The sequence below is a fragment of the Streptomyces sp. NPDC050509 genome (genome assembly GCF_044457965.1).
GTDB lineage: Bacteria > Actinomycetota > Actinomycetes > Streptomycetales > Streptomycetaceae > Streptomyces.
Genome location: NZ_JBITHL010000005.1, coordinates 431,585 through 447,824, shown reverse-complemented (window position 1 = coordinate 447,824; position 16,240 = coordinate 431,585). Strand labels below are relative to the sequence as shown.

The 16,240-nt window shown below is 69.2% G+C and carries 16 protein-coding genes; 1 reads left to right on the top strand and 15 read right to left on the bottom strand.

Annotated features, from left to right (window positions below):
* The first annotated feature begins 36 nt into the window (after nt 1-36).
* Complete coding sequence (locus ACIBJC_RS17520) at nt 37-1,899, top strand: glycosyl hydrolase family 18 protein (protein WP_399292909.1); 1,863 nt, start codon at nt 37-39, stop codon at nt 1,897-1,899.
* A gap of 133 nt (nt 1,900-2,032) precedes the next feature.
* Here ACIBJC_RS17520 and ACIBJC_RS17515 read toward each other — a convergent pair whose 3' ends face one another.
* From ACIBJC_RS17515 to prmC, 15 genes are all read right to left on the bottom strand, one after another.
* Nucleotides 2,033-2,479, bottom strand: a complete 447-nt coding sequence (locus ACIBJC_RS17515) for a DUF2550 domain-containing protein (protein ID WP_399292907.1) — start codon at nt 2,477-2,479, stop codon at nt 2,033-2,035.
* A gap of 142 nt (nt 2,480-2,621) precedes the next feature.
* On the bottom strand, nt 2,622-2,996 hold the full coding sequence (locus ACIBJC_RS17510) for a F0F1 ATP synthase subunit epsilon (RefSeq protein WP_399292905.1): 375 nt from the start codon (nt 2,994-2,996) through the stop codon (nt 2,622-2,624).
* A gap of 120 nt (nt 2,997-3,116) precedes the next feature.
* Entirely contained in the window at nt 3,117-4,571 is a 1,455-nt protein-coding gene (atpD, locus tag ACIBJC_RS17505; RefSeq protein ID WP_399292903.1) for a F0F1 ATP synthase subunit beta, read from the bottom strand.
* A complete protein-coding gene (locus ACIBJC_RS17500; protein WP_399292901.1) occupies nt 4,571-5,503 on the bottom strand; it encodes a F0F1 ATP synthase subunit gamma in 933 nt (310 codons plus the stop codon). Before ACIBJC_RS17500 ends, atpD begins: the two co-directional genes overlap by 1 nt.
* Nucleotides 5,504-5,523: 20 nt before the next feature.
* Nucleotides 5,524-7,119 carry a F0F1 ATP synthase subunit alpha gene (gene atpA, locus ACIBJC_RS17495; RefSeq protein ID WP_399292899.1) on the bottom strand — a complete coding sequence of 532 codons (1,596 nt, stop codon included), beginning with the start codon at nt 7,117-7,119 and terminating at the stop codon, nt 5,524-5,526.
* A gap of 158 nt (nt 7,120-7,277) precedes the next feature.
* Entirely contained in the window at nt 7,278-8,093 is an 816-nt protein-coding gene (locus tag ACIBJC_RS17490; RefSeq protein WP_399293207.1) for a F0F1 ATP synthase subunit delta, read from the bottom strand.
* A gap of 2 nt (nt 8,094-8,095) precedes the next feature.
* Nucleotides 8,096-8,650, bottom strand: a complete 555-nt coding sequence (locus tag ACIBJC_RS17485) for a F0F1 ATP synthase subunit B (protein WP_329829494.1) — start codon at nt 8,648-8,650, stop codon at nt 8,096-8,098.
* Nucleotides 8,651-8,693: 43 nt separating this feature from the next.
* The gene (atpE, locus tag ACIBJC_RS17480; RefSeq protein ID WP_329829493.1) at nt 8,694-8,927 is read right to left on the bottom strand and encodes an ATP synthase F0 subunit C; all 234 of its coding nucleotides are present in this window, start codon (nt 8,925-8,927) and stop codon (nt 8,694-8,696) included.
* A gap of 76 nt (nt 8,928-9,003) precedes the next feature.
* Entirely contained in the window at nt 9,004-9,840 is an 837-nt protein-coding gene (gene atpB, locus ACIBJC_RS17475) for a F0F1 ATP synthase subunit A (RefSeq protein WP_399293205.1), read from the bottom strand.
* 210 nt (nt 9,841-10,050) lie between these two features.
* Nucleotides 10,051-10,488: a hypothetical protein gene (locus tag ACIBJC_RS17470; protein ID WP_329829492.1), complete on the bottom strand. Its 438-nt coding sequence runs from the start codon at nt 10,486-10,488 to the stop codon at nt 10,051-10,053.
* A 274-nt stretch (nt 10,489-10,762) separates the two neighbouring features.
* Nucleotides 10,763-12,157: an MraY family glycosyltransferase gene (locus ACIBJC_RS17465; RefSeq protein WP_399292896.1), complete on the bottom strand. Its 1,395-nt coding sequence runs from the start codon at nt 12,155-12,157 to the stop codon at nt 10,763-10,765.
* Nucleotides 12,158-12,302: 145 nt separating this feature from the next.
* Nucleotides 12,303-13,613 (bottom strand): serine hydroxymethyltransferase, encoded by a 1,311-nt coding sequence (gene glyA / locus ACIBJC_RS17460; protein ID WP_399292894.1) that lies wholly within the window; start codon nt 13,611-13,613, stop codon nt 12,303-12,305.
* Between the two features lie 272 nt (nt 13,614-13,885).
* Entirely contained in the window at nt 13,886-14,539 is a 654-nt protein-coding gene (locus tag ACIBJC_RS17455) for a protein-tyrosine-phosphatase (protein WP_399292892.1), read from the bottom strand.
* A complete protein-coding gene (locus tag ACIBJC_RS17450) occupies nt 14,536-15,183 on the bottom strand; it encodes an L-threonylcarbamoyladenylate synthase (RefSeq protein WP_329829488.1) in 648 nt (215 codons plus the stop codon). The genes ACIBJC_RS17455 and ACIBJC_RS17450 overlap by 4 nt, the downstream gene beginning before the upstream one ends.
* Nucleotides 15,184-15,309: 126 nt before the next feature.
* On the bottom strand, nt 15,310-16,194 hold the full coding sequence (gene prmC, locus ACIBJC_RS17445) for a peptide chain release factor N(5)-glutamine methyltransferase (RefSeq protein WP_329829487.1): 885 nt from the start codon (nt 16,192-16,194) through the stop codon (nt 15,310-15,312).
* Nucleotides 16,195-16,240: the final 46 nt, after the last annotated feature.

Sequence of the window (16,240 nt, the reverse complement as noted above, 5' to 3'; positions counted from 1 at the left end):
CGGTACGTACTCCGGTACTCACCCGAGGAGCGCGCCTTGACCACCCGACCCGACCCCCACCCCCGCAGACGCAGACCCGGATCCCGCACCGTCGCGGCCCTGACCGCCCTGCTGCTTCCCCTCGCCGCCCTCGTCGGTCTGGCCACCCCCGCCCAGGCCGCCACCTCCGCCACCGCCACGTACACCAAGGTCTCCGACTGGGGTACGGGCTTCGAGGGCAAGTGGACGGTGAAGAACACCGGCACCACCGCCCTCGACTCCTGGACGGTGGAGTGGGACTTCCCCTCCGGCACCGCCGTCACCTCGGGCTGGGACGCCGACATCACCGGCTCGGGCACCCACTGGACCGCGAAGAACAAGTCCTGGAACGGCACCCTCGCCGCCGGTGCCTCGATCAGCTTCGGCTTCAACGGCAGCGGCGCCGGCGCGCCCTCCGGCTGCAAGCTCAACGGCGCCTCCTGCGACGGCGGCCCGAGCGTCCCGGGCGACAACCCGCCCTCCGCGCCCGGCACCCCGACCGCGAGCGACATCACCAACACCTCGGTCAAGCTGAGCTGGAGCGCGGCCACCGACGACAAGGGCGTCAAGAACTACGACGTGCTGCGCGGCGGCACCAAGGTCGCCACCGTCACCGGCACCACGTACACGAACACCGGGCTGAGCGCGGGCACGGACTACTCGTACACCGTCCAGGCGCGCGACACCGCCGACCAGACGGGCCCGGTCAGCGGCGCCCGCGCGGTCCGTACGACCGGTTCCACCGACCCGGGCAACCCCGGTCCCGGCGCCAAGGTCAAGCTCGGCTACTTCACCGAGTGGGGCGTCTACGGCCGGAACTACCACGTCAAGAACCTGGTGACCTCGGGGTCCGCCTCGAAGATCACCCACATCAACTACTCGTTCGGCAATGTCACCGGCGGCAAGTGCACCATGGGCGACAGCTACGCCGCGATCGAGCGCGCGTACACCGCCGACCAGTCCGTCGACGGTGTCGCCGACACATGGGACCAGTCCCTGCGCGGCAACTTCAACCAACTGCGCAAGCTCAAGGCCAAGAACCCGAACATCAAGGTCCTCTGGTCCTTCGGCGGCTGGACCTGGTCCGGCGGCTTCGGCCAGGCCATGCAGAACCCGGCCGCCTTCGCCCAGTCCTGTTACGACCTGGTGGAGGACCCGCGCTGGGCCGATGTCTTCGACGGCATCGACCTGGACTGGGAGTACCCGAACGCGTGCGGCCTGTCCTGCGACACCAGCGGCCCGGCCGTCTTCAAGAACATGATGCAGGCGATGCGCGCCAAGTTCGGCGCGAACAACCTGGTCACGGCGGCCGTCACGGCGGACGCCTCGGCCGGCGGAAAGATCGACAGCGTGGACTACGCGGGCGCCGCGCCGTACATGGACTGGTTCAACGTCATGACGTACGACTTCTTCGGCGCCTTCTCCGCCCAGGGCCCGACGGCCCCGCACTCCCCGCTCACCTCGTACCCGGGCATCCCGAAGGCGGGCTTCAACTCCGCCGAGGCGATCGCCAAGTTCAAGGCGCAGGGCGTACCGGCCAAGAAGCTGCTCCTCGGCATCGGCTTCTACGGACGCGGCTGGACCGGCGTCACGCAGTCCGCCCCCGGCGGTACGGCGACCGGGGCCGCGCCCGGCACGTACGAGGCGGGCATCGAGGACTACAAGGTCCTGAAGAACTCCTGCCCGGCGACCGGCACGGTCGGCGGCACGGCGTACGCGCACTGCGGCACCAACTGGTGGAGCTACGACACCCCGGCGACGATCGCGTCCAAGATGGCGTGGGCCAACCAGCAGAGCCTGGGCGGCGCGTTCTTCTGGGACTTCACCGGTGACACCACCAACGGCGAACTGGTGACGGCGATCAACAGCGGACTCGGCTAGCCGCTCGCTCGCAGGTCATACGGGGGGCGGCGCCGCGGAAGCGGGGCCGCCCCTCTCCCGCGCGCCGATGAAGGCGGCGTGAGGCAGTGTGAAGCGGTGTACGGCAGTGCGAGGAGGGTGTGCGGCGGTGTGCTCAGGCGACGTTCACACGCTGTCCCGGAGGCGCCGCCTCCAGCCAGGCCAGAAAGCCCGTGAGCGCGTCGTCGCTCATCGCCAGCTCCACCTTGACCCCGTGGTGCGTACAGCCCAGGATCACCGCGTCGGAGAGGAGCGCCAGCTCCTCCTCGCCCTCGGGGGCGCGGCGGGCCAGCACCTCGATCGCGGAACGCTCCAGCGTACGGCGGGGGCGCGGCGCGTACGAGAAGACCCGGAACCAGTTGAGCCGGTCACCGTTGTAACGGGCGACCCCGTACACCCAGCCCTTGCCGGAGAGATCCGGCTCCTCGGGGACGTTCCACCGCAGACTGCAGTCGAACGTGCCACCGGAGCGCTGGATCAGCCGCCGGCGCAGGCCGAAGACGAAGAGCCCCACCGCAACCAGTACGACGACCAGTCCGCAGACAAGCAGAGCGAGGACCATCAACACCGACCTCCTCGCCTCATCCAGTCACCGGAACAGGAACCGCATACCGCTGTACCGCACCCGCATCGCCTCAGCCGCGACCCGGTCCGGAAGGGTCCGGAACGAGCCGCGGCTGAGGGTGAATCCGTTGTGACGACGCCTAATGGGCCGCCACCGCACGCAGCCGGACGGCGGCGCGACGCTCGGCGGCGTCGTCCTCACCCGACTTCGCGCGCTCCAGCGCGTGCTCGGCGCGCTGGGTGTCGATCTCGTCCGCCAGCTCGGCGATCTCCGCGAGCAGCGAGAGCTTGTTGTCGGCGAACGACAGGAAACCGCCGTGGACAGCCGCCACGACCGTTCCACCGTCACTCGTACGAATGGTCACCGGGCCCGACTCCAGCACACCGAGCAGCGGCTGGTGTCCGGGCATGACGCCGATGTCGCCGGAGGTGGTACGCGCGACGACCAGCGTGGCCTCGCCGGACCAGACACTGCGGTCCGCGGCGACCAGCTCGACATGCAGCTCAGCAGCCATGGGTGGCTCCTCGGGTCACCACCCGGCGGTGTCGCCGGGTGTTGGCTTCAATTCTATGGGGTGTCGATGACGGCGATCGGAGGGGGGCGGGAAACCCGCCCCCCTCCCTGAACCGGAGGCTCAGGAGACGCCGAGTTCCTTGGCCTTGGCCTTCAGGTCGTCCAGGCCACCGCACATGAAGAACGCCTGCTCGGGGAAGTGGTCGTACTCCCCTTCGCAGATCGCGTTGAACGCGGCGATCGACTCGTCGAGCGGCACGTCGGAACCGTCCAGGCCGGTGAACTGCTTGGCGGCGTGGGTGTTCTGCGACAGGAAGCGCTCGACGCGACGGGCACGGTGGACAACGAGCTTGTCCTCCTCGCCCAGCTCGTCGATACCGAGGATCGCGATGATGTCCTGGAGGTCCTTGTTCTTCTGCAGGATCCCCTTGACGCGGCTGGCCGCGTCGTAGTGCTCCTGCGAGATGTACCGCGGGTCCAGGATGCGGGACGTCGAGTCCAGCGGGTCCACCGCCGGGTAGATGCCCTTCTCCGAGATCGGACGCGACAGCACGGTCGTCGCGTCGAGGTGCGCGAAGGTCGTGGCCGGGGCCGGGTCGGTCAGGTCGTCCGCGGGCACGTAGATCGCCTGCATCGAGGTGATCGAGTGACCACGGGTCGACGTGATGCGCTCCTGGAGCACACCCATCTCGTCCGCCAGGGTCGGCTGGTACCCCACCGCGGACGGCATACGGCCGAGCAGCGTGGAGACCTCGGAACCGGCCTGGGTGAAGCGGAAGATGTTGTCGATGAAGAGCAGCACGTCCTGCTTCTGCACATCGCGGAAGTACTCCGCCATGGTCAGCGCGGAGAGCGCCACCCGCAGACGCGTGCCCGGCGGCTCGTCCATCTGGCCGAAGACCAGCGCGGTCTTGTCCAGCACGCCCGACTCGGTCATCTCGTCGATGAGGTCGTTGCCCTCACGGGTGCGCTCACCGACACCGGCGAACACGGAAACACCGTCGTGCAGCTTGGCCACACGCATGATCATTTCCTGGATGAGGACCGTCTTGCCGACGCCCGCACCACCGAACAGACCGATCTTGCCGCCCTTGACGTACGGGGTCAGCAGGTCGACGACCTTCAGGCCGGTCTCGAACATCTCGGTCTTCGACTCGAGCTGGTCGAAGGCCGGGGCCTTGCGGTGGATCGGCCAGCGCTCCGTGACCTGGGCCTCGGCCTCGTCGTCGTTCAGGATCTGGCCGAGGGTGTTGAACACCTTGCCCTTGGTGATGTCACCGACGGGCACCATGATGCCGTTGCCCGTGTCGGTCACCGGGGCCTGGCGGACCAGGCCGTCGGTCGGCTGCATCGAGACCGCGCGCACCACGCCTTCGCCCAGGTGCTGGGCGACTTCGAGGGTCAGGGTCTTGAGCTTGCCGTCCTCGGCCGGGTCGGCCACCTCGACGTGCAGCGCGTTGTAGATCTCCGGCATCGCGTCGACGGGGAACTCCACGTCGACGACCGGGCCGATGACCCGGGACACGCGGCCTGCGGCCGTGCTCCCCGGGGTGGCCGCCTCAACTGTGGTCGTCATTAATTTTCACTCCCCGCGGTCGCGTCGGCCAGGGCGCTCGCGCCACCGACGATCTCGCTGATTTCCTGGGTGATTTCGGCCTGGCGGGCCGCGTTGGCAGACCGGGAAAGGCTCTTGATGAGATCCCCGGCGTTGTCGGTCGCCGACTTCATCGCGCGGCGGGTGGCAGCGTGCTTGGAAGCGGCGGCCTGGAGCAGCGCGTTGTAGATACGGCTCTCGACGTAGCGCGGCAGCAGGGCGTCGAGGACGTCCTCCGCCGACGGCTCGAAGTCGAACAGCGGAAGGACCTCGCCACCCCGCTTGAGGACCTCGGCGGACTCCTCCGCGGTGCTCGGGGTGAGCGACAGCGGCAGCAGCCGGTCCTCGATCGGGGTCTGCGTCATCATCGAGATGAACTCGGTGAAGACGATGTGGATCTCGTCCACCCCACCGTGCGTGGTGTCCTTGGTGATCGCCTCGATGAGCGGGGCGGCCACCGCCTTCGCGTCGGCGTAGGTGGGGTTGTCCGTGAAGCCCGTCCACGAGTCCTCGACCGGACGCTCACGGAAGCCGAAGTACGAGACTCCCTTGCGACCCACGATGTAGGTCACGACGTCCTTGCGCTCACTGCTGAGCCGGCTCGTCAGACGCTCGGCCGCCTTGATCGCGTTCGAGGAGTAGCCGCCGGCCAGTCCGCGGTCGCTCGTGATGAGCAGGACCGCGGCCCGGGTCGGCCGCTCGACCTCGGTCGTCAAGGGGTGCTTGGTCGTGGAGCCGGTCGCCACCGCGGTCACCGCGCGGGTGAGCTCGGTCGCGTACGGCGTCGATGCCGCCACCTGGCGCTGCGCCTTGACGATGCGCGAGGCGGCGATCATCTCCATCGCCTTGGTGATCTTCTTGGTCGCGGTGACGGATTTGATGCGACGCTTGTAGACCCGGAGCTGGGCTCCCATGAGTCAGGTCCCTTCCGTCGTCACTTGGAGACGTTGACGGCCGGCGCGTCGTCGCCGAGGAGCTGCCCGTCCGAGGTCTCGAACTGCCGCTTGAAGGCGGCGATGGCGTCCCCGACCGACTGCAGCGTGTCGTCGGACATCTTGCCGCCCTCGGCGATGCTGGTCAGCAGCTCCTTGCGCTCGCGGCGCAGGTGCTCCAGCAGCTCGCTCTCGAAGCGGCGGATGTCCTCGACCGGTACGTCGTCCATCCTGCCGGTGGTGCCGGCCCAGACGGAGACGACCTGCTCCTCCATCGGGTACGGCGCGTACTGGGGCTGCTTCAGCAGCTCGACCATGCGCTTGCCGCGCTCCAGCGAGGCCTTGGAGGCCGCGTCCAGGTCGGAACCGAAGGACGCGAACGCCTCCAGCTCACGGTACTGGGCGAGGTCCACACGGAGCCGGCCGGAAACCTGCTTCATGGCCTTGTGCTGGGCGGAGCCACCGACACGCGAGACCGAGATACCGACGTTCAGCGCGGGCCGCTGGCCGGCGTTGAACAGGTCGGACTCCAGGAAGCACTGGCCGTCGGTGATGGAGATGACGTTGGTCGGGATGAACGCGGAGACGTCGTTGGCCTTCGTCTCGACGATCGGCAGACCCGTCATCGAACCGGCGCCCAGCTCGTCGGAGAGCTTGGCGCAGCGCTCCAGCAGACGCGAGTGCAGGTAGAAGACGTCACCCGGGTACGCCTCACGGCCCGGCGGGCGGCGCAGCAGCAGGGACACGGCGCGGTAGGCGTCGGCCTGCTTCGAGAGGTCGTCGAAGATGATGAGGACGTGCTTGCCCTCGTACATCCAGTGCTGGCCGATGGCCGAACCGGTGTACGGCGCCAGGTACTTGAAGCCGGCCGGGTCGGACGCGGGGGCGGCGACGATGGTCGTGTACTCCAGCGCACCGGCCTCCTCCAGCGCACCGCGTACGGACGCGATGGTGGAGCCCTTCTGGCCGATGGCGACGTAGATGCAGCGGACCTGCTTCTTCGTGTCGCCGGAGCGCCAGTTGTCACGCTGGTTGATGATCGTGTCGACGGCCAGGGCGGTCTTGCCGGTCTGGCGGTCGCCGATGATGAGCTGACGCTGGCCGCGGCCGATCGGCACCATGGCGTCGACAGCCTTGTAGCCGGTCTGCATCGGCTCGTGGACCGACTTGCGGACCATGACGCCGGGGGCCTGCAGTTCGAGGGCGCGGCGGCCCTCGGTCGCGATCTCGCCGAGACCATCGATCGGGTTGCCGAGGGGGTCGACGACGCGACCCAGGTATCCCTCGCCGACCGCTACGGACAGGACCTCGCCGGTACGGGTGACCGGCTGTCCCTCCTCGACACCGCTGAACTCACCGAGGACGATCGCACCGATCTCGCGCTCCTCGAGGTTGAGGGCGAGACCGAGGGTGCCGTCCTCGAACTTCAGCAGCTCGTTCGCCATGGCCGAGGGCAGTCCCTCGATCTTGGCGATACCGTCGCCGGCCACGCTGACCGTACCGACCTCCTCGCGCGAGGCCGCGTCCGGCTTGTACGACTGGACAAAGTTCTCCAGCGCGTCCCGGATCTCCTCCGGCCGGATCGTGAGCTCCGCCATCTGGGTTCCCTGCTCTCCTTGTTGGGCCCGAAGTTTCTTGGGGGTCTGCGTTCTTGCCTCTGGGGGCGACCCCCAGGAATCTTCTGCAATTCTCTGCACGGCCCAACCGGGCCGCTGGTACTGCTCTGTCGCTCTGTATCTCTGAAGACCTGCCGGCGTCAGCCGGCCAGCCGCCGGGTCGCCTCGTCGAGACGCTCCGCGACCGTGCCGTTGACGACCTCGTCACCGACGCGTACCGACACTCCGCCGAGGACCTCGGGGTCCACGTCGAGGTTCAGATGCATCGGGTGGCCGTACAGCTTGGCCAGGGCCGCGCCGAGGCGCTGCTTCTGTCCTTCGGTGAGCGGCACCGCCGAGGTGACGACGGCGACCATCCGCTCCCGGCGCGCCGCGGCGAGCCGGGAAAGGGTCTGGAGACCCGCTTCCAGGCTACGTCCCCGGGGCTCGGTCACAAGACGCACTACCAGGCGTTCGGTGGCCGGATTGGCCCGGCCGCCGAGCAGGCTGTGCAGCAGCGTGACCTTGGCGGGGACCGTCGCCGACCGGTCGGTGAGCGCGGCGCGCAGCGCGGGGCTGGACTCGACGATCCGGCCGAACCGGAACAGCTCGTCCTCGACGTCGTCCAGACCGCCGGTCCGCTGCGCCTCGGTCAGCTCGGCGAGAGAGGCGAGCTCCTCGACCGAGTCGACCAGGTCACGCGGCTGCGACCAGCGGCTGCGGACCATGCCGGTGACCAGGTCGGCGGTGGGACCGCCCACCTGGCCGCGCAGCAGCGACCCGGCCAGCTCCGCCTTGGACTCGCCGGTCCGCGCCGGGTCGGTCAGGACCCGGCGCAGCGACACCTCACGCTGGAGCAGCGCGGTGACCGCTGCCAGCTCGTCCGCGAGCTTCGTGGCGTCGACCGACGTGGAGTCGGTCAGCGCGTCGAGTCGCTCACGTGCGGCGGACTGTGCCTCGCGGCTCGCTCCGCGCACCGTCATCGGGTGGCCTCGGCCTTCGATGCGCCGTCCTCAAGCTCGTCGAGGAAGCGGTCGATGGTGCGGCTCTGCCGGGCGCTGTCCTCAAGGGACTCGCCGACCAGCTTGCCGGCCAGGTCGGTGGCGAGCTTGCCCACGTCCTGACGGAGCGCGGCGGCCGCGGCCTTGCGGTCCGCCTCGATCTGGGCGTGCCCGGCGGCGATGATCTCTTCCCGCTGCCGCTGACCTTCCGCCTTCATCTCCTGGATGATGGCGGTGCCCTGCTCGGTCGCCTCCTGGCGGAGCCGGGCGGCCTCGTGGCGGGCTTCGGCGAGCTGGGCCTTGTACTGCTCCAGGACGCTCTCGGCCTCGGTCTTGGCGGCCTCCGCCTGCTCGATCCCGCCCTCGATGGCCTCGCGGCGCTCGTCCAGAACCTTGTTGATGTTCGGGAGAAGCTTCTTGGCGAGGAAGCCGAGGACGATGACAAAGGCGATCAGGCCGATGACGAGCTCGGGGATCGGCGGGATGAGCGGATTTTCCGCTCCCTCCGCCGCGAGCTGAACCAGAGGGTTCACATCAGTGCCTTTCGTCTAATAAAGCTGGTGGTCGCGGTTCGTCTTACGGGTAGACGAAGGGCATGACCAGGCCGATGAGGGCCAGCGCCTCACAGAACGCGAAACCGAGGATCTGGTTGGCGCGGATCAGGCCGGCGGCCTCGGGCTGTCGGGCCAGGGCCTGCGTGCCGTTACCGAAGATGATGCCGACGCCGACGCCGGGGCCGATGGCGGCAAGACCGTAACCGACGGAGCTGAGGGAGCCGGTGACGGCGGCAAGGGTCTCAGTGGCAGCCATGCTGATTCTTCCTTCTCTTTCACGGACCGGTGGGGGTTGGCCACCGGACGTCTGCGGGATCTGAAGTGGTGGGCGTTCAGTGGCTCTCGGCGAGCGCGCCCTGGATGAAGCTGCACGTCAGGAGGACGAACACATAGGCCTGGACGGCCTGGATGAAGAGCTCGAAGGCGGTCATCACGAGCACCATCACGAACGAGACACCGGCGTAGGCGATGCCGATCCCGTTCAGCAGATACCAACTGGCGATCGTGAAGAGCAGCAGCAGCGTGTGGCCCGCGAACATGTTGGCGAACAGTCGCACCGCGTGGGTGAACGGCCGGACGAGCAGGTTCGAGAAGAGCTCGATGGTCATCGAGAGCGGCAGGACCGCACCGAGCGACTTGTCGTAGCCGGTGAAGTTCTTGAAGGCGCCGACGAAGCCGTGCCGCTTGAAGGTCAGGGAGACCCACGTGACGTAGACGATGGCGGCCAGGCCGGCCGGGTACGCGATGATCGATGTCACCGGGAACTGGGCGAGCGGAATGATCGACCAGAGGTTCATCATCCAGATGAAGAAGAACAGCGAGACGACGAGCGGAACGTACTTCTCGCCTTCCTTCTTGCCGATCGTCTCGTAGACGACGCCGCGCCGGACGAAGTCGTAGCCGGCCTCGGCCACCATCTGGAGCTTGCCCGGGACGACCTTCGGCTTGCGGAAAGCGGCCCAGAAGAAGCCGACGATGATGATCGAGCCGAGCAGCGCCAGCAGCATCGTCTTGTTGAAGTACACGTTGCTGTCCGCGTCGCCGAAGATCGGCTCGAACAGGAACGAGTGCAGGCCGGGTGCCGGAAAGCCACAACCGTCGAAGATGTGGCAGTCGGTCTCGAAGGCGAGCACCTGCGTCGGGTCAGCACTCACCGCGGGCTCCTTCAGCATGGCGCATAGGTACGGCAACCTCGTTGTGTCGGCGCGGCGCGCAGCCGCGGTTCGGCACTGGACTGGTGTGACGGATGTGGGGACGGCGGTCGGGCGTTGAGCCTCGCGTAGGAACAGGCGTCAGCTCGGATGCCCGCGCCCGCAATGCCGCAGTTGGCACCGGACGATAGCAGGATTCCGAACGGGCACTTATCCCGGCCCTACCCCTCACGCCGATGACCCTGACTTCTCGGCCTTCTCGGCCGTCGAGGACTCGGGTTCGACGTAGAGGATCTTGGCCTTCATGTGCGCACGCGCCTGTGCGGCGATCCAGACGAGGGTCGCCACAACGAGGGTGAAGGCGAACGCCTTCGGCTCGAACAGCGTGGTGTCCTTGAACAGACCCACAAAGATGATCATCAACAGCAGTTGCGCCGTGTAGAGCATCAGGCCCATCGCCTGGAAAAGGTGCGGAAGTGACTTGGCCGTGCGTTCGAGCACCACGAGCCCGATGCCCATGAAAACGATCACCACCACAGCACCGACAGCGGCTCCCAGGGCCCCCTTGCCGCCCGCGACCACAGCACCGACGGCCACGGCGATGGCGCCGACGGCCGCGGTGGGCACGGCGGTGTGAAGGAGGTTCCGGACGTCGTTGGACGGCATGGCGGCAGCTCCGCTGAATGGGTGGGGCAGGTGGTGTCGTCACAGACGAGAGTAGGCCCGGTCCGAGGATGAGTTTCTCGGGCCAACGGACCGTCGCACTACGGTCCTTCGGCTCTGTCGCCGGGTCTCGTGAACAGTATCACAAACTATTTGATGAGGTCTTTACCATGAGGGTGTGCTAACCGTCACACATGAGTGGGAGGCCGCGCGTGTGTGCACGACAAGGCGGCGTCCTGTCTGGTATTGGGGCCCGGCGTGGGGAAGGGGCGCCCGGTCACTGCCGGGAGCCGGCCTTCCTTCGATCGGGTAGACGCGAACGAGCGCCGAGGGCGGTCGCCCCGTTGACGCCCGCGGGAACGGGCGTACGAACCTCTGCGGCCGGCTCGTGCTCCTGTGCGTGGGCACAGGCCGCCCCGACCGCCGCACCGTCCGCGGGCTCCGCGACACCCTCCGCGCCTTCCACACCCTCGACCGCCTCCCGCGCCTCCGCCTCCGTACGCCTGCGGCGCCGGTAGCGCGGCGGTACGAACGCCTGCGCCCACAGCGGCGCACGCGGGGTGAAGCGCGGCAACAGCAGAAGCACCAGGCCCACCGCGCTCAGCGCCACCACGACCAGCAGGATCCACATCGACGCCGAGTGCACCGAGTACGCGACCACACCGAACGCGATCAGCGCCGACCAGAAGTACATGATCAGCACCGACCTGCTGTGCGAGTGCCCGATCTCCAGCAGCCGGTGGTGCAGGTGGCCGCGGTCGGCGGCGAACGGCGACTTGCCGTTCCAGGTACGGCGTACGACCGCCAGCACCAGGTCCGCGAACGGGATCGCGATGATCGTCAGCGGCAGCAGCAGCGGGATGAAGACCGGCAGCGCCGCGTGGGTGGCCTGGCGGGTGGAGCCCTCGAAGATCTTCAGCGCGTCCGGGTCCACCTGGCCGGTCACCGAGATCGCGCCCGCCGCGAGCACCAGGCCGATCAGCATCGATCCCGAGTCGCCCATGAAGATCCGCGCCGGGTGCATGTTGTGCGGCAGGAAGCCCACGCACATGCCCATCAGGATCGCGGCGAAGAGCGTCGCGGGGGCGGCTGCCTCGATGCCGTACCCGTACCAGATCCGGTACGTGTACAGGAAGAACGCCGCGGCGGCGATGCAGACCATGCCGGCCGCGAGACCGTCGAGACCGTCCACGAAGTTGACCGCGTTGATGGTGATCACCACCAGCGCCACGGTCAGCAGGGTGCCCTGCCACGAGGTCAGCGCGACCGTGCCGACGCCGGGCACCGGGATCCACAGGATCGTCAGACCCTGCATGACCATCACACCCGCGGCGATCATCTGCGCGCCGAGTTTGATCAGGGCGTCGATCTCGAACTTGTCGTCCAGGACGCCGATCAGCCAGATCAGCGCGGCTCCGGAGAGCAGCGCGCGCGGCTCGTTCGACAACTCGAAGACCCCGTTGAGGTTCTGCAGGTTGTCGGCGACGAGCAGCCCGGCACACAGGCCGAAGAACATGGCGATGCCACCGAGCCTCGGCGTCGGTTCTCGGTGCACGTCGCGGGCGCGGATCTCCGGCATCGCTCCGGTCGCGATGGCGAACTTCCGCACCGGCCCGGTCAGCAGATAGGTCACCGCGGCCGTCACGCAGAGCGTCAGCAGGTAATCACGCACGGGCTGCCCCACAGGAATCGCTGGCCATCTCAGCCCCACAGACTAGCCCGCGCCGGAGCCCCTGATGGAAACCCGGTCGCCATATGAGCCAGGACAACGAGTGGAGCGGAACGGTTGCACGGGTTCCCCGTACGGAAATTTCCATTCAGGAAACGGTCGCATACGGCGGGAAACGACCGACCAGCCCCTTCACCGTGTCGCGGAGCGCACCGAGGGCCTCTGTGGCCCCCTCAGCGTCCTCGCGCAGCGCCGAGGCGATGATGCGTCCGATCCGCTCCATCTCGCCCTCACGCATGCCCTGAGTGGTCACGGCGGCCGTCCCCAGCCGTACGCCGCGCCCGTCCGCGTACGGCAGCACGCAGGTGTCCACCACCAGGCCCGCCGCCGCGAGCCGCCCGCGCGCGGCCCTGCCGTCCACACCGAGCGGCGCGGGATCGACGGTGAGCAGATGCGTGTCCGTGCCGTCCGTGGTGATCCCGAAGCCCTGCTCGGCCAGCGCCTCGGCCAGCGCCCGCGCGTTGGCGACGACCCGGTGCGCGTACGTGGCGTACGCGGGCGTGGCCGCCTCCCCGAAGGCGACGGCCTTCGCGGCGATCGTGTGCATCTGCGCGCCGCCCTGCGTGAACGGGAACACGGCGCGGTCCACACGCTCCGCGTACTCCGCGCCGCACAGGATCATCCCGCCGCGCGGCCCGCGCAGCACCTTGTGCGTCGTCGCGCACACGATGTCCGCGTACGGCACGGGGCTGGGCGCGGCGCCCCCGGCGACCAGCCCGATGGGGTGCGCCGCGTCGGCGATCAGATAGGCGCCCACGTCGTCGGCGATCTCTCTGAAGGCCGCGTAGTCGACATGGCGCGGATAGGAGATCGAACCGCAGACCAGCGCCTTGGGGCGGTGTGTCCGGGCCAGGTGGCGGACCTGCGCGTAGTCGATGAGCCCGGTCCGCGCGTCGACCCCGTACCCCACGAAGTCGAACCACCGTCCCGAGAAGTTGACGGGAGCGCCGTGCGTGAGGTGCCCGCCGTACGGCAACCCCATGGCGAGGACCGTGTCCCCGGGCCGCAGCAGCGCGGCGTACGCGGCGAGCACGGCGGACGACCCGGAGTGCGGCTGTACGTTGGCGTGCTCGGCCCCGAACAGCGCCCTGGCCCGCGAGACGGCGACCCGCTCGGCGGCGTCCACCAGCTCGCAGCCGCCGTGGTGGCGGGCGCCGGGATAGCCCTCGGCGTACTTGTTGGCGAGCGGCGAGCCGAGGGCCGCGAGCACGGCGGGCGAGGTGAAGTTCTCGGCGGCGATGAGCTGCAGGCTGTCGGCCTGGCGGCGCGCCTCGCCGAGAAGGATCTCGGCCATCTCGGGATCCTGCCGCCGCAGGACGTCCAGCGCCGCTTCCGGCGCGCTCCGTGTCGCGTGGGGGCCCGCGTGAGGCTCCGCGTGGGGTTCGCTGACGACCGGCATGACGGGCTCCGGGCCTCGGTGGGGCGTGACGCTTCCCAATGTAGGTCGCGGAGCCCCGGCCCGCCCGGCAGCCGCCGTGGGCAACTATGTCCTCGCCCCGCCTGCGCGCCTGGCCGGCGAGTGAGCCGAAGGGGCGCGTCGGTGCCGTAAGGGCGAGCGCGCGCAGGTTTGTGAGGAACGAGCAAACCGAGCACGGTCAACCGTCGGCACCGACTTAAAGCGCCCCGGAGGCGAACCGAGCCTCAGAAAAAGAGGGCGGGCGAACCGAGCCCTTAAGAAGACTTCGCCGGTAGGCCGGTCAACGCCGTCACCACCGGGTCCAGGGCCTGGTGGATCTCCTCGCCGATCGAGCGGAAGAACGTGATCGGCGCCCCGTACGGGTCGTACACCTCGTCCGCCTCCGCCGTCGGTGCGAGCAGCCAGCCGCGGAGTGCCGCCGCCGCGCGGACCAGGGCGCGGGCGCGTTCCACGACGCCCTCGTCCAGGGGGTCGGGCAGGGTCGCCGGGTCTATGGCGCGCACCAGGCGCGTGAACTCCTTCAGGGTGAACGTGCGCAGGCCCGCCGAGTGGCCCATCGAGATGACCTGGGCCCGGTGGTCGCGGGTCGCGGTGAGGACCAGGTCGGCGCGGATGACGTGCTCGTCGAGCAGTTCGCGGCCCACGAAGCCGGAGGCGTCCGCTCCGAAGTCGGCGAGGACGGCCTCCGCGTTGGCCTCCATGGGGGCGCCCTCGTGCCCCCAGGTGCCGGCGCTCTCCACGATGAGGCCGCCGGTCAGCCGCTCCCCCAGACGGTCGCTCAGGGCATGCCGGTTGAGCCGCTCGGTGATGGGCGAGCGGCAGACATTGCCGGTGCTGACGTGGAGGATGCGGAAGGTGGTGCCGGTGGTGAAGGTCTCCGCTATGCCACGCCCCTCAGGGGCGGTCAATTGGCCACCTCAAGGTCGGGTACCACCTTGCGGAGCTCCTCCGCGTCGAGGGCGCCGGCCCGCAGCAGCACCGGGACCTTGCCGGTGACGTCGACGATCGACGACGGTACGTTCGCGGGGGTCGGGCCGCCGTCGAGGTAGACCGAGACGGAGTCCCCCAGCATCTCCTGGGCCGCGTCGCAGTTCTCGGGGGCCGGGTGTCCCGTGAGGTTGGCGCTGGAGACGGCCATCGGGCCGACCTCGGTGAGCAGTTCGATCGCCACGGGGTGCAGCGGCATACGGATCGCGACCGTGCCCCGGGTGTCCCCGAGGTCCCACTGGAGGGACGGCTGGTGCTTGGCGACCAGGGTCAGGGCGCCCGGCCAGAACGCGTCGACCAGTTCCCACGCCTGTTCGGAGAAGTCCGTGACGAGGCCGTGCAGGGTGTTCGGGGAGCCGATCAGGACGGGGGTGGGCATGTTGCGGCCCCGGCCCTTGGCGTCCAGCAGGTCGGCGACGGCCTCGGAGCTGAAGGCGTCCGCACCGATCCCGTACACGGTGTCGGTGGGCAGCACGACCAGCTCACCGCGGCGCACGGCCGACGCGGCCTCACGCAGACCCGTGGTGCGGTCGGTCGCGTCGTTGCAGTCGTATCGCCGGGCCATTTCAGGAATCCTCCTCGTGCGCGTACACGGTTTCGGTCATCGAAGCGGAAGGGGCGTGCGGAACGGAAGAGGCACGAGGAGCGGGCGCGGCGGGCACGTGCGCGGGCCCGGCGTTCACGGACGCGGTCACGGCATCGCCTTGCGTGCCGTGGCGAAGCGCGGGCGCTTGTTGAGGTCCGGGTGGTCCGCGGCGTCCGCCCAGCCGGACTCCTCGCTGAAGATCCACGGAACCTGTCCGCCCTGTGTGTCCGCGTGCTCGATGACGACGAGGCCGCCGGGCCGCAGCAGCCGGTGCGCGGTGCGTTCGATGCCGCGGATCGTGTCGAGGCCGTCCTCGCCGGAGAAGAGGGCCATCTCCGGGTCGTGGTCACGGGCCTCGGGGGCGACGTACTCCCATTCGGTCAGCGGGATGTACGGCGGGTTGGAGATGACCAGGTCGACCTGGCCGTCCAGCTCGGGAAGGGCGCTCAGGGCGTCCCCGCGGTGCACGGTGACCCTGGACCCCTCCGCGTTCTTCCGCGTCCAGGTCAGGGCGTCCTCGGACAGCTCCACGGCGTGCACGCGCGAGCGCGGCACCTCCTGCGCCATGGCGAGCGCGATCGCGCCGGAGCCCGAGCACAGGTCGACGACGACCGGCTCGACGACGTCCATCGCGCGTACGGCGTCTATCGCCCAGCCGACGACCGACTCGGTCTCGGGGCGGGGCACGAAGACGCCGGGTCCCACCTGGAGCTCCAGGTAGCGGAAGAAGGCGCGTCCGGTGATGTGCTGGAGCGGTTCGCGGGCCTCGCGGCGCGCCACGGCCTCCCAGTAGCGGGCGTCGAAGTCCGCGTCCTTGACGCGGTGCAGCTCTCCCCGCTTGACGGCGTGCACGTACGCGGCGAGCTCCTCCGCGTCGAAACGCGGCGAGGGCACGCCCGCGTCGGCCAGCCGCTGGGTGGCCTGGGCCACCTCCGCGAGCAGCAGGCTGCGCCGCTGGGAGTCGCTGGGCCCCCCAGAAAGTGGCTGCACGCTGGTTCCTCCGGACTGCGAGTGTGGTCACCGGGGGTGGTGGCCA

Excerpts from the sequence above, each read along its gene's own strand:
- ACIBJC_RS17515 (WP_399292907.1), bottom strand. The coding sequence starts at position 2,479 with ATGGTCCTCGCTCTGCTTGTCTGCGGACTGGTCGTCGTACTGGTTGCG.
- ACIBJC_RS17510 (WP_399292905.1), bottom strand. The coding sequence starts at position 2,996 with ATGGCTGCTGAGCTGCATGTCGAGCTGGTCGCCGCGGACCGCAGTGTC.
- atpD (WP_399292903.1), bottom strand. The coding sequence starts at position 4,571 with ATGACGACCACAGTTGAGGCGGCCACCCCGGGGAGCACGGCCGCAGGC.
- ACIBJC_RS17500 (WP_399292901.1), bottom strand. The coding sequence starts at position 5,503 with ATGGGAGCCCAGCTCCGGGTCTACAAGCGTCGCATCAAATCCGTCACC.
- atpA (WP_399292899.1), bottom strand. The coding sequence starts at position 7,119 with ATGGCGGAGCTCACGATCCGGCCGGAGGAGATCCGGGACGCGCTGGAG.
- atpE (WP_329829493.1), bottom strand. The coding sequence starts at position 8,927 with ATGGCTGCCACTGAGACCCTTGCCGCCGTCACCGGCTCCCTCAGCTCC.
- ACIBJC_RS17470 (WP_329829492.1), bottom strand. The coding sequence starts at position 10,488 with ATGCCGTCCAACGACGTCCGGAACCTCCTTCACACCGCCGTGCCCACC.
- glyA (WP_399292894.1), bottom strand. The coding sequence starts at position 13,613 with ATGCCGGTCGTCAGCGAACCCCACGCGGAGCCTCACGCGGGCCCCCAC.
- ACIBJC_RS17450 (WP_329829488.1), bottom strand. The coding sequence starts at position 15,183 with ATGGCCCGGCGATACGACTGCAACGACGCGACCGACCGCACCACGGGT.